General features: G+C 57.9%; 12 protein-coding genes and 1 tRNA gene. 12 read left to right on the top strand and 1 reads right to left on the bottom strand.

Translation table 11 applies throughout. The annotated features are described in order from the left end of the window. Nucleotides 1-10 precede the first annotated feature (10 nt). The 8 genes from KP699_RS01705 to bfr all read left to right on the top strand — a co-directional run bounded on the left by KP699_RS01705 (nt 11) and on the right by bfr (nt 9,592). A complete protein-coding gene (locus KP699_RS01705) occupies nt 11-535 on the top strand; it encodes a YcgN family cysteine cluster protein (protein ID WP_215761424.1) in 525 nt (174 codons plus the stop codon). 55 nt (nt 536-590) lie between these two features. Next, the gene (locus KP699_RS01700) at nt 591-1,292 is read left to right on the top strand and encodes a SprT family zinc-dependent metalloprotease (RefSeq protein ID WP_308164760.1); all 702 of its coding nucleotides are present in this window, start codon (nt 591-593) and stop codon (nt 1,290-1,292) included. Between the two features lie 122 nt (nt 1,293-1,414). Beyond that, nucleotides 1,415-1,500 (top strand) — tRNA-Leu (locus KP699_RS01695). Nucleotides 1,501-2,303: 803 nt separating this feature from the next. Next, nucleotides 2,304-3,779 carry a DUF3375 domain-containing protein gene (locus KP699_RS01690; RefSeq protein ID WP_215761422.1) on the top strand — a complete coding sequence of 492 codons (1,476 nt, stop codon included), beginning with the start codon at nt 2,304-2,306 and terminating at the stop codon, nt 3,777-3,779. Further along, the gene (locus tag KP699_RS01685) at nt 3,776-4,540 is read left to right on the top strand and encodes a DUF4194 domain-containing protein (RefSeq protein WP_215761421.1); all 765 of its coding nucleotides are present in this window, start codon (nt 3,776-3,778) and stop codon (nt 4,538-4,540) included. The genes KP699_RS01690 and KP699_RS01685 overlap by 4 nt, the downstream gene beginning before the upstream one ends. After that, entirely contained in the window at nt 4,533-7,940 is a 3,408-nt protein-coding gene (locus KP699_RS01680) for an ATP-binding protein (protein ID WP_215761420.1), read from the top strand. Before KP699_RS01685 ends, KP699_RS01680 begins: the two co-directional genes overlap by 8 nt. A 157-nt stretch (nt 7,941-8,097) precedes the next feature. Further along, nucleotides 8,098-8,880 carry a tetratricopeptide repeat protein gene (locus tag KP699_RS01675; RefSeq protein ID WP_215761419.1) on the top strand — a complete coding sequence of 261 codons (783 nt, stop codon included), beginning with the start codon at nt 8,098-8,100 and terminating at the stop codon, nt 8,878-8,880. Between the two features lie 226 nt (nt 8,881-9,106). Beyond that, nucleotides 9,107-9,592: a bacterioferritin gene (gene bfr, locus KP699_RS01670; RefSeq protein ID WP_025828695.1), complete on the top strand. Its 486-nt coding sequence runs from the start codon at nt 9,107-9,109 to the stop codon at nt 9,590-9,592. Between the two features lie 53 nt (nt 9,593-9,645). Here bfr and KP699_RS01665 read toward each other — a convergent pair whose 3' ends face one another. Then, nucleotides 9,646-10,002 carry an ArsC family reductase gene (locus KP699_RS01665; protein ID WP_202205743.1) on the bottom strand — a complete coding sequence of 119 codons (357 nt, stop codon included), beginning with the start codon at nt 10,000-10,002 and terminating at the stop codon, nt 9,646-9,648. Between the two features lie 100 nt (nt 10,003-10,102). Here KP699_RS01665 and KP699_RS01660 point away from each other — a divergent pair, with 100 nt between their 5' ends. Genes KP699_RS01660 through KP699_RS01645 form a run of 4 tightly spaced genes read left to right on the top strand, consistent with a single transcriptional unit; the run spans nt 10,103 to nt 14,851 of the window. Continuing rightward, complete coding sequence (locus tag KP699_RS01660; protein ID WP_086656178.1) at nt 10,103-10,375, top strand: YtcA family lipoprotein; 273 nt, start codon at nt 10,103-10,105, stop codon at nt 10,373-10,375. A gap of 3 nt (nt 10,376-10,378) precedes the next feature. Next, nucleotides 10,379-11,428 carry a multidrug transporter subunit MdtN gene (mdtN, locus tag KP699_RS01655; RefSeq protein ID WP_215761418.1) on the top strand — a complete coding sequence of 350 codons (1,050 nt, stop codon included), beginning with the start codon at nt 10,379-10,381 and terminating at the stop codon, nt 11,426-11,428. Beyond that, nucleotides 11,409-13,244, top strand: a complete 1,836-nt coding sequence (locus tag KP699_RS01650; RefSeq protein WP_215761417.1) for an FUSC family protein — start codon at nt 11,409-11,411, stop codon at nt 13,242-13,244. The genes mdtN and KP699_RS01650 overlap by 20 nt, the downstream gene beginning before the upstream one ends. After that, nucleotides 13,241-14,851 carry a TolC family protein gene (locus KP699_RS01645; RefSeq protein WP_215761416.1) on the top strand — a complete coding sequence of 537 codons (1,611 nt, stop codon included), beginning with the start codon at nt 13,241-13,243 and terminating at the stop codon, nt 14,849-14,851. Before KP699_RS01650 ends, KP699_RS01645 begins: the two co-directional genes overlap by 4 nt. The last annotated feature ends 94 nt before the right edge of the window (nt 14,852-14,945 follow it).

Here is a 14,945-nt window from a genome sequence, read left to right as displayed (position 1 = left end):
CCTGCGCGGTATGACGTCTCTTTCATCCTCGGCTCCGTTCTGGGAAACGACCCCCCTTCAAGATATGACCACTGCACAGTGGGAATCTCTGTGTGATGGCTGTGGCCGTTGCTGTCTGCATAAACTGCGTGACGAAGAAACGGACGAAATTCACTACACGTCTGTCGCCTGCCGTCTGCTGGATGTCTCCACCTGCCGCTGTACGGACTACCCCCAGCGCCACAGAAAAGTGCAGGACTGCATTACGCTGACGCCGGAAATGGTCGCGGGGCTGGACTGGCTGCCGCCCGACTGCGCTTATCGTCGCCTGTCAGAAGGGCGCTCCCTCCCCACATGGCATCCTCTTCTGACCGGAACGGCGGACAGCGTCATTGAATCCGGTGCGTCTGCCGCAGGCCGCTGCATCAGTGAAAGACAGGCCGGAGCACTGGAAGACTATCTGGTAAAATGGCCCGGCCACCCAACCAGAAAACCCAAAAAAGCCAGCTCACAGACGCGGCTCGCCGTGCGCCATGTCCGTACCGGCACGCGCTGAAAAACCCACTCTTCTATCCCAACGGGGGGTAAGCACCGCTCCCCGCATCCTCCCTGTGGATTCTGCGCCGGATGTTATTGAACTGGCGCCTGACTGCCGCGCACCAATCCTCTGGAAGCGCTCCAGCCGGGCAAGACGCCTCTCTCTGCGCATTGACCCACTCCGGCAGGCAGTGACCGTCACTCTTCCCGGCACCCTGACTCCTCAGGAGGCCATGCCGTTTCTTAAAACGCAGAAGCACTGGATCACAAAACGTCTTGCGGCTCTGCACAATGCCCCGGCTTTTCTGGCAGGCAGAACCATTCCGGTTGAAGGCATACCGCATCTTATTGTGCATCAGCCTGCGGCAAGAAGCGGGGTGTGGATAGAGGCTCAGCAGATTTTTGTCAGTGGCACGGAAGAGTTTATCGGCAGACGGGTGCGCGATTTTTTACGAAACCACGCACGCACCGTCCTTGGTCAGGAACTCCGCGCGCAGGCACAGGCCACAGGCCTCCGCCCCACACGGCTGGATATCCGTGACACCTCCAGCCGCTGGGGAAGCTGCTCGTCCTCCGGCCGCATCATGCTGTCCTGGCGTCTGATCATGGCACCAGTCTCTGTCAGACATTATCTGATTGCGCACGAACTGGCCCACCTGCGCCATATGAATCACGGCCCGGCCTTCTGGGCACTGGTGGACCAGCTCACGCCGCACAGACACGCCGCAGAACGCTGGCTGAAACACCACGGTTCCGCCCTGCTCGGAGCCCGCTAAGCAACGCAACACACGAACCAACGACAGACCCCCTTGCCGCCACAGCCCAACATGCTAAAACCCGCCATAACACAGTAAAACGCCCTGTCCGGCTGGCAACACTCACCCCCAGCCACCCCGATGCGAACTTGGCGGAATGGTAGACGCAGGAGACTTAAAATCTCCAGCCCGTAAGGGCGTGCGGGTTCGAGTCCCGCAGTTCGCACCATTAACCTCTTGAAATATAACAGCAAAATGAGAATTTGACGGGTCTGCGGGATTTTCCCGTTTGTCTTCCCAGACTGGGAAACGCAAATGCTCCGCCTTATCGGCTCATACTACCATTTCCGCCGCACCGTCCCGGTCGTGCTGCAAAGTCTGCTTGGCCAAACAGAAACCTTCCTTTTCTTTCAATCTGAAAGCAGGTTTCTGGGCCGCCAGAGGCTACTCCCCTTTATGCCCGCATGGTTCTGGTCTTTTATAAAAGCCCAGAACCATGCAAAGACAGGTCTCAGGGTAAGGAACTAACATCCCTCCCTCCTTCCAAGTCCCGGGAACGTTGGAACCTAAGGGTTTGACACAGGAAGAGAAAAACACTGTTGGTCTTTCCAGACGTAAGCCAGAAAAACCGAAGAAGAAGCTGCCCTTACAGTAATTAGGAAGCAAACCAGCGTAATAACTTCATCTATTTTAACACGACAATCGGGTATCACATCACCAAGAATTTCGATGCCAGTTTCATGATGAATAACGTGACAAACGAGCTGCCTGCTCATGCTGGCACCGTCAATCTGACACGGTCTTACGAAGGCATTCTGGGTAGCTCCTTCCCGCTTCAACTGGGCGCGCACTTCTAAGCTCTCAAAATGGCCATCATGCCGGATGAGTCTTTCCCCCTGGCCCCGGCAGACAGCGTGTCTGCACAGTGTTCGCAGATATTTTTCTCTAGCCAGTGTCTCTCGCGTCGCCCCCTTACATCCTGTAACAAGTCCTCTGCCGCATCGGTGACGAAGCAGACAGGAGCTGGCGAGGATGGCGCTTGATTTCACAACCCTGAACAGTATGCGCCAGCATAACCCGGCCTGGCGCCTGTTATGCTCGGACCACGCGCCGCTTATCCTCAGTTTTCTGCATCAGGTTTTCGTTCGCCCCAATGTGCGCAGCCTGAAAGCCGAGGACATGGCGGAAGCGCTGGAAGACACCCTGTATGCGTTGCGCCAGCAAATGGAGGACACAGCCTTCCCCAGAACCGCCCGGGATTATCTGGAAGACTGGGCGTCTCCGGATAAGGGCTGGCTGAGAAAATTCTATCAGCATGGCACGGAGAACGCCGTTTTTGATATGACGCCTGCGACCGAGAAGGCGTTGTCATGGCTGGAGCAGCTTGCTGAACGCAGCTTTGTTGGCACGGAATCCCGCCTGCGCACGCTGTTTGATCTGCTACGCCAGATGAATGAAGGCACCCAGAGCGACCCGGAGCAGCGCCTTGCAGACCTGCGCCAGCGCCGGGATGAGATTGATGCTGAAATTGCCCGTATCCAGAGCGGTGATGTCAGCCTGATGGATGATACCGGCATCAAGGAACGCTTTTCCCAGTTTACACGCATGGCGCGTGATCTTCTGGCTGATTTCCGTGAGGTTGAGCATAATTTCCGGCGTCTGGACCGCGCCGTGCGGGAACGGGTGGCCCTGTGGGATGGCACCAAAGGCGCTCTGCTGGATGAAATTCTGACCCAGCATGATCTGATCAATAACTCCGATCAGGGCCGCAGTTTTCAGGCCTTCTGGAACTTCCTGATGTCGAGCAGCCGTCAGGAAGAGCTTTCTCAGCAACTGGACCATATTCTGTCTCTTCCGGTCATTGCGGCTCTGCACCCGGACCCGCGCCTGCGCCGTATTCATTATGACTGGCTGGAAGCAGGCGACCATACACAACGCACCGTCGCCCAGCTCTCGCACCGTCTGCGGCAGTTTCTGGATGATCAGAGCCGGCAGGAAACCCGGCGTATTATGGATATTCTGCATCATATTGAAGCGCGTGCGCTTGCCGCCCGCCCTTACCTGCCGGACTACCCACCAGATGAAAGCCTGACAGAGCTTGAGTCCATGGCGGCCACACCGGACCTTATTATGGAGCGCCCCCTTTATGCCCCGCCGCTTCCAACCCTTCTGAGCCTCGACCCGCTGCCGGACGACGCAGCGGAAGCAGCAGACCCCATGGCGTTATATGAACAGGTTGTGGTGGACCGCCTGCGTCTGACTGACAATATCCGGCAGGCTCTGGCAGAGGCCCCGCAAGTCAGCCTCGCCGCCCTACTGCACCGCTACCCGCTGGAGCAGGGATTATCCGAGCTTGTCGCTTATCTTCAGCTCAGCAGTGAACGCTTTGAAAGCCTCATTGATGAAAAGACGAGCGATCATGTAAGCTGGGACATCATGAGTGCCGACGGTTCCATCATCACGCGCAACGCCACCCTGCAACGCGTCATTTTTGTGAGGTCGGCATGAGCCAGACTCTGAACACGGCTGATGCCGTCGCGGCTCAGCCGTCCCTGCCCGTCTCTCTGTCTACCCTCGCCATCACGCTGCTAAAAGGGGTGATTTACCGGGAGGAAGATGAAGGTCTGTGGGGGCATCTGCTCCACCTGCAAAATCAGGTGCGGGACTATGTTTCTGTGCTCGGGCTAATGCTGATCATCGACCCTACCGAGGGTTACGCCTATCTGCGCAGCGTGCCCGAAGCCGAGGACGATGCCATCGCCGCACGCATGCCCCGCCTGATTGCCCGTCGGCCACTTTCTTTCCATGTCAGTCTGCTACTGGCCTTGCTGCGCCGCCAGCTTGTGCGGTTTGACGCCATAGGCGGTGAGACACGCCTCATTCTCAGCCGGGACGATATTGCCTCCCTGCTCCAGACCTTCCTGCCCGAAAGCAGTAACGAGGTCCGGCAGCTTGCGCAGATTGAAACCTACATCCGTCGCGTCATTGACCTTGGCTTTTTACGTCCCCTGCCGCCCACCAGCGCAGAAACACAGAACGCCCAGCCCCAGTATGAAGTGCGGCGTATCCTCAAGGCCTATATTGATGCGGAATGGCTGGCCACGCTGGATGAACGGCTGGAGGCCTATCTGACGCACGCGCGCACCCTCGAACAGACTGAAGCGATGACCCCCCGTGCTGCGTCCTCCGACCCCGAGGAACAGGACCACGAACCTGACCTCCAGCTTTTTTCTGACCATGCCCCGACAGGACTGACCGACCGTGACTGACACCCAGCAAGCCCCGCTCGACTTTGCCGTGGATGATCGTCTGGCTGGCTTTCGCCTGCACCGGCTGGAAGTGCTGAACTGGGGCACGTTTGATAAACGGATCTGGCGTTTTGACCTCAATGGCCGGAACGCTCTGCTGACGGGAAATATCGGGTCCGGCAAATCCACACTGGTGGATGCCATCACCACCCTACTCGTGCCGGCACAGCGTATTGTGTACAACAAGGCCGCAGGTGCGGATACGCGGGAGCGCTCCCTTCGGTCTTACGTCACGGGCCACTATAAATCCGAGCGTAACGATGCAACCGGATCAACCAAATCTGTCAGCCTGCGTGACACCCAGAGCTATACGGTTATTCTGGGCGTTTTTAAAAATGAAGGATATCTGCAGACAGTTACGCTGGCGCAGGTCTTCTGGATTAAAAAACAGCAGGTTCAACCCGCACGTTTTTTTGTGGGGGCGGAAAAAGAACTCTCCATTCAGGAGCATTTTACCGGCTTTGGGTCGGATATTCTGCAACTTCGCAAAAATCTGCGGGCGCTGGGTGCTGATGTAGAAGACAGCTTTAACCGCTACGCCGCCTGGTTCCGCCGCCGCTTTGGCATTGAGAACGAACAGGCTCTGGACCTCTTCCTGCAAACAGTCTCCATGAAATCTGTTGACAATATCACAGATTTTGTTCGGGAAAACATGCTAGCCCGGTTTGACGCAACTGAACGCATCCATGCCCTGATCTCGCATTTTGAAGATCTGGATGACGCGCATCAGGCCGTCCTGAAGGCACAAAAGCAGATCAGCCTGCTCACCCCTCTGGCGGAAGATCTGGCCGCCCATGCGGAAAGTGAGGCCCGGAATGAGCAGCTTAAAACCAGCCGTCAGGCATTGCCCGGTTATTTTGCAAGCCAGAAAGCCACATTGCTTGAGCAGCAGAGTGCCAGAGAGCAGGAAAGTGCTGCAACAAACAAGCACCAGTTAGACGCACAGGATGCGGTCCGTATCACGTGCCAGCAGCAGCTTGAAGAAATCCGGCAGGCTATTTACGCCAATGGGGGCGACAGGCTGGAGCAGCTTGCCGCTGCTATCCAGCAGGCCGAAAAAACGACCGAAGAGCGCCGCAGGAACGCCGCCAGTTATGCAGGGCTTGTCGAGAGGCTGAATGTAAAGCCTGCCAGTTCGGCTGAAGCCTTTCAGGAACTGACCCGGCACCTGAAAAAGCAGAAAGCCGAGTGGAAAAAACAGGATAGCTGGCTGGCAAAAGACCTGACGCAACAAAGTATTCTCTTCCATGAAGAGAAAAACCAGCATGCCGCAATCCTCACAGAACTGGACAGTCTGCGCAAACGCCAGAGTAATATTGACGAACGGCAGATCCGCATGCGCGCCATGCTGTGTGAGGCTCTGGGCGTATCAGCCGAAGATCTGCCCTTTGCCGGGGAGCTGATCCGTGTGCGGGATGACGCGCGGGAATGGGAAGGTGCAGCGGAACGCCTGCTGCATGGTTTTGCATTATCGCTGCTGGTGCCGGACCATCTCTATGCTCAGGTGGTGGACTGGGTTGACCGTACGCATCTGAAAGGCCGTCTGGTTTATTATCATATTCAGCAACACCGTGCCGGATCTCAGGCAGCACGCCACCCTCATACTCTGGCGCAGAAACTGGAGGTCCATCCGGACTCCCCCATGCGGCTCTGGGTAGAAAATGAACTGGGGCACCGCTTCAGCTTTACCTGCTGTGAAACGCAGGAAGAGTTCCGCCGCTCCGGCAAGGCCGTCACCCGGTCCGGGCAGGTCAAGGAACCGGGCGGACGGCATGAAAAAGATGACCGCCACAGGATTGATGACCGCAGCCGTTATGTGCTGGGCTGGAACAACGCCATCAAGATAGCAGCGCTTGAAGAGCGGCAACGGGCACAGGAAGCCCTGATCCAGAAACATGCCGGAGACATTGCGCAGGCGGAAAATACCCGCAAAATGCTGCAAGAGCGGTTTGAAACACTGACCCGGCTGGAACGCTATCCCGATTATACAGAACTGGACTGGCACAGTGCCGCACAGACCGCCGCACAGCTGACAGCCGAACGCGAGGCTCTGACGGCAACCTCAGATGTCCTGCGAGAACTCAGGCAGCAGAAAGATCAGGCAGAGCAGACACTCCGGCAGGCTGATACGGCGTATCTGGACCTGTATAAAAAACAGGCTTTGCTGGATCAGTCCGTCGCCCAGCTTCAGGCCCGGCTACAGCAATGTCAGACAACCCTGAGCGCGTATGTGCTGACGCCGCAGCAGCAAGAAGACCTGCAAAACCTTCAGGCACAGCTTAAAGACCCTGAATTGAGCAGTCCCGACGCCTGCGAAGCGGCTGAAACGCAGATGAGAGACCTGCTGGATACCCGGATTGACCAGCAACAGCGCACGCTGGACAGCCTGCGCGACAGTATTCTGGGCGATATGCGGGACTTCCGGGCGGCCTATCCGCTGGATGCACAGGATATGGATTGCCATCTGGCGGCTGGCCCTGAGTATTGCGCGCTGCTGGACCACCTTACAAAAGATGATCTTCCGCGCTTTGTCAGTCGCTTCAAAAATCTTCTGACAGTAAACACAATTAACGAGATCGCGAATTTCAACGCACATCTGGCGCAGGAGCGGGAAATTATCCGGGAACGGATTACCGTTATCAATACGTCCCTTACCCAGATTGACTATAATCCGGACCGCTATATCCGGCTGGAAGCGCACCAGACGCTCGACCCGGAAATCCGTGATTTTCAGGCGTCTCTGCGCGCCTGTACGGAAAATACCGTTTCTGGTGATGAGGCAGAGCAATATTCCGAGCAGCGGTTCCATCTGGTCAAAACCATTATTGAGCGCTTCCGCGGGCGGGAAGGCCGTGCGGAGCAGGACCAGCGCTGGACAACAAAAGTCACTGATGTGCGCAACTGGTTTTCCTTCGCGGCCAGTGAACGCTGGCGCGCGGATGAAGCCGAGTTTGACCATTACACAGATTCTGGCGGCAAATCCGGCGGCCAGAAGGAAAAACTGGCCTATACCATTCTTGCCGCCAGTCTGGCCTATCAGTTCGGGCTGGAATGGGGTGAAGTACGGTCCCGCTCTTTCCGGTTTGTCGTGATTGATGAAGCCTTTGGTCGTGGGTCTGATGAGTCCACGCAATATGGTCTGCGGCTGTTCCAGCAACTCAACATGCAGTTGCTTATCATCACACCACTGCAAAAGATTCATATTATTGAACCTTTTGTCTCAAGCGTCGGGTTTGTTGATAACCGGGATGGCAATTACTCCCGCCTGCGCGTCCTGAGCATTGAGGAGCATTTTTCTAACAAGGCCTCACTTCAGGATACCCCGCACGAGCCTGCCCGGCATGAGGAACAACCAGTGTGAGCTGGACCACACCGGCTGTTCCTCTATGCAGCGCTGGCCCGCTGTGCCGCGTCTAAGGCCTGCATTCAGAACATAGCGGGGCAATAAGCCCTCGTGGTTGCCACTGCGTCTTTATTTTGATAATGATAATCCTTCTCAAAAAAGAGGGTTGAGGATCATGTCAGGGTCAGGCCTGTGGCAGCAGCTGTTTACACGGCAGAGCAAAACCAGAAAGCCTGCTCCAGCCCCTTTGCCTGATCAGATTGAAGCTATCCGGCAGCGCGCCATTGGCGGGCATCATCTGGATCAGGTTTTATGGGGCAAAGTGTTGCTGAACAGCGCGCATGTTCCGCCTGACCACGCACAGGCGCTTATCTGGTTTACCATGGCGGCCAATGCGGGCTACGGCCCAGCGCACAACATGCTCGGGCGCTGCCACCATTTTGGCTGGGGGTGCGAGAAGAACCTGCAACAGGCCGCCCACCATTATGACGCCGCCGCCAGACTGGGGGACGAATGGGGCCGTTACAATCTGGGTATTCTGACCATGCGGGGGCTTGGCATGCCGCAGGACCTGAAAAAAGCACTGGGGCTTTTTACGGCAGCAGCCCATAACGGGCATGCAAAATCCATGAACCTGCTTGCCCGCTTTCTGGAAGAAGGGTGGGAAACCCCGCAGGATAAGGCCGCGGCTCTTGTCTGGTACCAAAAATCGGCCGAAGGGGGCGACTATCGCGGCTGCCATAACTACGCGACCGCTCTGGCAGACACAGGGCAGGTAGAAGATGCCCTGCACTGGTGGCGTCAGGCGTTGCCGGATGCCACGTCGGACATTCTTCTGGCTATGGAACGCTCCTTAACCGCTCTCGGCCCCGCGTCTGACCCGGCACTTTATGCGGCCTTGCAGGAACGCCTGCAAAAACTGCCGGGACACGGCGAGCCTGCGGCCGGGGCAGCCTGAGTCGCGGCATGCACGCCTTCTTCATGAAGACCTCAACAGAGGCCTCACATCTCCGTTACGCAAAATCTCTATGCTTGCAGAAGTGCCTGATAAGAAATGTCTCTAGTTGATAGTGAGACTTAATTCCCATATTCTATTGATATAGAAGCGTTTTTTATTTGCATCCCTCAAAAGGTTGCGTTACATGCGGGCCGGTATTTCTCAACAAGAGCAAAGAGTCCGCATCATGGTTAAAGACGCAAAAGTTATTGAGCATCTGAACACGCAGCTCACGAACGAGCTGACGGCAATCAACCAGTATTTCCTGCATGCCCGCACCCTGCGCCACTGGGGCGTGACCCTGCTGGGCAAGAAGGAATATGAAGAATCCATCGAAGAAATGCGTCATGCCGACTGGCTGATTGAACGCATCCTGTTCCTGGGTGGCCTGCCGAACGTCCAGCGCCTGAACACAATCCTGATTGGTCAGGACGTGAAGGAAATTCTGGAATGCGACCTGAAGCTGGAAGAAAAAGCCATTGGCGACCTGCGTGAAGGCATCGCCTATTGCGAAAGCGTGCGGGACTATGTCTCCCGTGACCTGCTGCTGAAAATCCTGACGAACGAAGAAGAACATGAAGACTTCCTCGATCGCCAGTTCGACCTGATCAAGCAGGTTGGCATTGAACGCTACATCCACCTGAACTCTGCTGCTGCTCCTGATCAGGAATAAGCACACAGTGTTTCGCTCCCTCCGGCCCTCCCGGCCGGGGGAGCTGGCCCGCTCTAGCGGGCCGCAAAGGCCTTTGCATACAGCTCGGGCTTAAACCCCACGATCACCGACCCTGCCTCCAGAACAGGCCGTTTGATCATGGAAGGCTGAGCCAGCATCAGCGCCAGAGCTTTTGTGGCATCCAGACCGGTTTTCTGGTCTTCCGGTAATTTACGAAATGTTGTTCCCGCCCGGTTGAGCAGCGTTTCCCACCCGACCACCTCCATCCATTTTTCAAGGTGCGCGGCATCAATGCCCTGACTTTTGTAGTCATGGAACTGGTAGTCTACCCCGTGCGCCTCAAGCCAGCTTCGGGCCTTGCGGATGGTGTCACAATTCTTGAGTCCATACATCACGACCGGTGCTGTCATCTGCCGTCCTTTCATCCTTTTGCCGCTCTGGCTTTTATCAGCCAGGACCCTCTGGCTGAATTGATTGACAGGTTTGCAGAAATCAGACCACTTTGCAGCCATGCTTCGTTCCCTCATCCGCCCGTTTGGCATCAGTTCTGCTCTTTTGCTTGGCGGATGCGCAGTGCAGGGCGCACCCTCTTTTTCACTGGTCGGCGCGTATTTTCCGGACTGGATGCTGTGCGGCATGATCGGCATTGCCGTCGCCGTTACGTTGCGCGTGGTGTTTGTGCTGACGGGCCTTGATGCCATCCTGAGCCTGCGCCTGTTTACCTACCTGTCACTCGGGGTGATCACCGCGCTGCTGGCGTGGCTTATCTGGTTCGGACCGTAGCGTATGAAAAAAGTCTCTCTCTCCACCACCAGCCCTGTCGGGCTTGCTGTGGCAGCCGTCTGTATTCTGGGGGCCATTGGTCTGGGGGTCTATGTCTCCCGGCAAGACAGCGCCTATCCCTCATCCGATAGCGGCTCCATTGATGCCGAGGTGGTGCATATGGCCTCCACGGTAGGGGGGCGGCTGATTGCCCTGCCTGTCCATGTCAATCAGGCGGTTAAAAAAGGGGATGTCCTCTACCGGCTGGCCCCGGAACCTTACGCGCTGGCCGTGCGGCAGGCAGAAGCCAATCTGGCGCTTGCCGCAGCGGAAGTGGAGAACCAGAAGCGCCTTCTGGCTGTAAAAACCGCTAACGCCGCCGTTGCGCAGGACCAGACAACCCGTGCGCAGACCAACCATGATCTGGCAGCCCGCACCGTGGAACGCCTCAGGCCTCTGGCCGGGCATGCCTATATCCCCTGGCAGCAATATGATCAGGCCCGCGTGGCGTTGAATGATGCTGCTGTGTCCCTCGCGCAGAGCCACCAGCAGGCAAGCGCTGCCCAGACGGCAATCGGGGATTTAAAAAGCTCTCTGGCGGCGCAGCAGGCTGCTCAGGCCATGCTGGATCAGGCCCGCTACGCCCTGCGCCAGACGACCGTCCTTGCCCCGACGGACGGGTACGTCACAAGCCTGCGCGTCAAGGAAGGGGAGATTCTCGCACCCTCTCAGGTGCTTTTTACCCTAATTGCCAATGATGCCTGGTACGCCAGCGCCAACATCCGGGAAATAACACTCGGCGCGATAACACCGGGAGACTGCGCAACCGTCTATTCCATGATCGACCGGCACACCCCGATCCGTGGCCATGTGGAAAGCATTGGCTGGGGCGTGGCCTCCCTCGATTCTGCGGGGCTGGCCCGTGGGCTGCCACTGGTGCCACGGGAGATGGACTGGGTGCACGTGGCGCAGCGCTTCCCGGTGCGTATCCGGCTGGACCCGGCAGACCCGCGCCTGTTGCGGCTGGGTGCGACAGCCACAGTCGAGATCCGGCATGGCGAAGCCTGCCACTAACGTCCGCCCTCTGACCGCCAGCCGGATCTGGCGGCTGATTACGGAACGCTCCCCCGGCCGTGGCACCGCGGCCCTGCGCATGGCGGCGGCCTGCACAGTCACCGTGCTGGTGGGGGAAATCTGGCAGGTGCCGGACCTTGCCGTACCGGCCCTTGTCACCATGGCCCTGTGGCAGAAGGACCGCGTGACCAATGTTCTGGCGGGGCTGGCGGTCAATCTGCTGTTTGGCCTTATTATCCTCCTGATGTTCGGGCTGGTGCGCCTGACGCTGGACCACCCGATGGGCCTTGCCATTGCCACGGCTCTTCTCTCTTTCGGGTTCTTCTTCCTCGGCTCCGCCAGCAAGCTGAAGCCTGTGGCATACATGCTGGGGCTGGTGGTGGTGTACGCCATGATCGCAATCGGGAATGTGCCTGTCGGGGAACTTGCCACACGCGCCCTGCTCTACGCGGATCTGTTTATTCTGGTCCCCGGTGCGGTCATGGTCTGTCTGGCCCCCTTTATCTGCCCTTCCCCCAAAACCCTGCTGACCCGCGCCGTTGCAAACCATTTACGTCTGAGCGCAGCCCTTCTCCGCACTCCGGAAAACAAGGAACAACACGATCAGGCCGAGACCCTTCTGCGGGAAGGGACAAAAGGCATGATGCTCTCCCTGAAAATGGCAGGGCTGGAAAAACTGTGGCGCAAGCAGGATCTTGCCTGTCTGCAACAGGCTATTCCGCGCAGCGCAGGGGTTCTTGCCCTTGCGCATGCAGCCGCCTGCAACACAGCGGAGGCACCGGACAGGCACGATGCCCCGCCGGAAGAGCTGATTGCAACCCTGCTTGGAATGGCAGATATTTTCCAGAAAGGGGATTACCCGACAGAGATCCCCCACCCTGCCGTCCCGTCCGCTGACCCGGCCCTGATCCAGATTGCATCTCTTCTGCCTGACTTCACGCAGCCTGCCAGAAATCTGGACCGGGATAGTGAAAAAGTCTCTGAAAAACCAGAGGAGGCATCTTCTCCCTCCGGTTTTTTCGCCCCGGATGTCTGGACCAATCCGGACCATGTGCGTTTTGCCGTCAAAGGCACAGCCTCCGTCATGCTGAGTTATTTTATTTTCAAGATTCTGAACTGGGACGGTATTCATACCTGCATCATCACCTGCTTTATTGTCGCTCTCCCGACCATGGGAGAAATGGTTTCCAAGCTGACCCTGCGCATTACCGGGGCGCTGACCGGCGGCGCTCTGGCAATTCTCTCCATCATTTTCGTCATGCCGCATCTCACCAACATTACAGCATTTCTGGTGCTGATTTTTGCAGGCTCCCTTGTGGCGGCATGGGTCAAATCTGGTGATGAACGGATTGCGTATGCAGGCTTCCAGATTGGTCTGGCCTTCTTCCTTTCCGACCTGAAGGGCTATGGCCCGACATCGGACATGACGACGGCGCGGGACCGCATTATCGGTATTCTTCTTGGCAATTTCATCACCTATGCGGTTTTTACCAGCTTCTGGCCGTCCAGCGCGTATGACAAAATCCGGGACAAGCTCTCCGCAACGCTCAAAGCCCTGCACGCCCAGCTTGCCGCCCCGACGGAGCAGGAGCGCCTGCAACGCGCCGCCAGTGTGCAAACCGCTCTGGCCCAGACGGAGCGCATGATTGAGTTTGCAAGTGTCGAGCCTGTTCATCTGCGGGCCCGCATGGAGGGGCTTGCCACCTGCCAGACGATAACAAACCAGATCGCCTCCCTGACGGAAGAGGCGCTGATCCCCGCACGGCGCGCTGCCGCGTCCGCCCAACTCGCCTCTCTGGATAAAATGCTGTCATGACCCGCCTTTCCCGCCGCGCAGCCTGCCTGACCACAAGCCTGATTTTTCTGCTGGGAGGCTGCGCAACCGAGGCCCTGAACAGCGCGCCGGACCGACCGGATGCACCATGGCAGCCGGATATCTCCCCCACAAGGGAACTGCGCCCCGGCAAACCAAAACACGGTCTGACCCTGCCTGCGGGCTATACGCTGCCTGCCAACCAGACCATTCTGCCGCGCCCGCCTGAGGCGGAGGTCAGCACCACGCACACCTACTCCCTGCCGGAACTGATTGACCTCGCACAGTCCGCCAACCCGACAACGCGGCAGGCATGGAACACGGCGCGGGATGCCGCTCTGGCTGTTGGCATTACCCGCACCGCCTATCTGCCGCATCTGAGCGCCACAGTCGTGGGGGGATATACGCACCAGCGCAATAACGGCGCCAACCCCAGCGTGAGCAATGCCGGGGAGATTGGCAGCCTGATCAATAACGGGATCAATCAGGCGGACTCCCTTGGGGATGGGGTCAGAAACCGTAATTCCGGCCATGGTGAAGTGCAGACGCTCAGCATGCAGTGGTTGCTGTTTGACTTTGGCAAGCGGGAAGCCGTGATCAACGCCGCAAGACAGGCGCAACTGGCAACCAATATCCTGTTTACGGCAGCCCATCAGAAAGTCATCTACGGGGTAACGCTGGCTTTTTACACACATGCCGCAGCGGCCGCCCGCGTTGCGCTGGTGGCGCAGGCGCTGGAAAACGCCAGAAAGGTGCAGGCGGCGGCAGACATGCGCCTCAGGCAAGGTCAGGGCACCATTGTGGATGCCACACAGGCCCGGCAGATGACCGCACAGGCGGAACTCCGGCTGGTGCAGGCGCAGAACACTGCAGAGAACAGCTATCTTGACCTGATGACCGCGATGGGAATTTCCCCCAGCACCCGCCTGCAGACGCAGGATATTGCAAACCGCCCGCTGACACTGGCCGATATGCGCCTGACAGATGATATGATCCGGCAGGCCGTGGCGCAGCGCCCGGATGTGCTGGCCGCTTATGCTGCGGCAAAGGCCTCACAGAGCAATATTGCCGCAGCAAAAGCCGAGTTTCTGCCAAAGGTTTTTCTCTCTGGGAATGTTGCCTATACGACCGGCCATCTGGCGCTGTCTTCCGTGCCGGGCGTCGGGTCTGACTCCAGCCCGACGCTGAACCTCTCTACCAACAACTTCAGTAGTCTGATTCTGGGGGGGATTACCGTACCTGTTTTTGATGGCGGGATGCGGGCCGCCATGCTGCGGCAGGCTAAAAATCAGGCTGACAGCGCACAGACTCTTTTGCGCAAAACGGTGGATGAGTCTGTCAAACAGATTGTCGTGGCGGAAAACAGCCTGCATGGCAGCCTGAGTGCGTATACGGCGGCAGGCCACCTGCAAACAGCGGCTCAGACCAGCTTTGATGCCGCTTTTGCCGCTTATCGCAGCGGCGTGGGGTCCATAACACAGGCCACACTGGCGCAGACGGGCCTGCTGGATGCGCAGCTTGGCCATTCAGACACCTATTATGCCGCCCTGATTGCCGCAGCCAGTCTGGCCTTTGCCACCGGCGCGCTGGGGGACGCCCCGCAGAACTGACGCCAGCCTCCTCCCGTCAGTCCATAAAGGTCGCCCAACCGGGTTTCGGCAAATTTTGACCTCAGGGATCAGACCGCTAAAATAGCGCGGACAA

The sequence above is a fragment of the Acetobacter sp. P1H12_c genome, from assembly GCF_018811975.1.
In the GTDB taxonomy this organism is placed as follows: Bacteria; Pseudomonadota; Alphaproteobacteria; order Acetobacterales; family Acetobacteraceae; genus Acetobacter; species Acetobacter persici.
The sequence above is the reverse complement of the archived record's forward strand: the minus strand, read 5'-3'. Positions and strand labels throughout refer to the sequence as shown.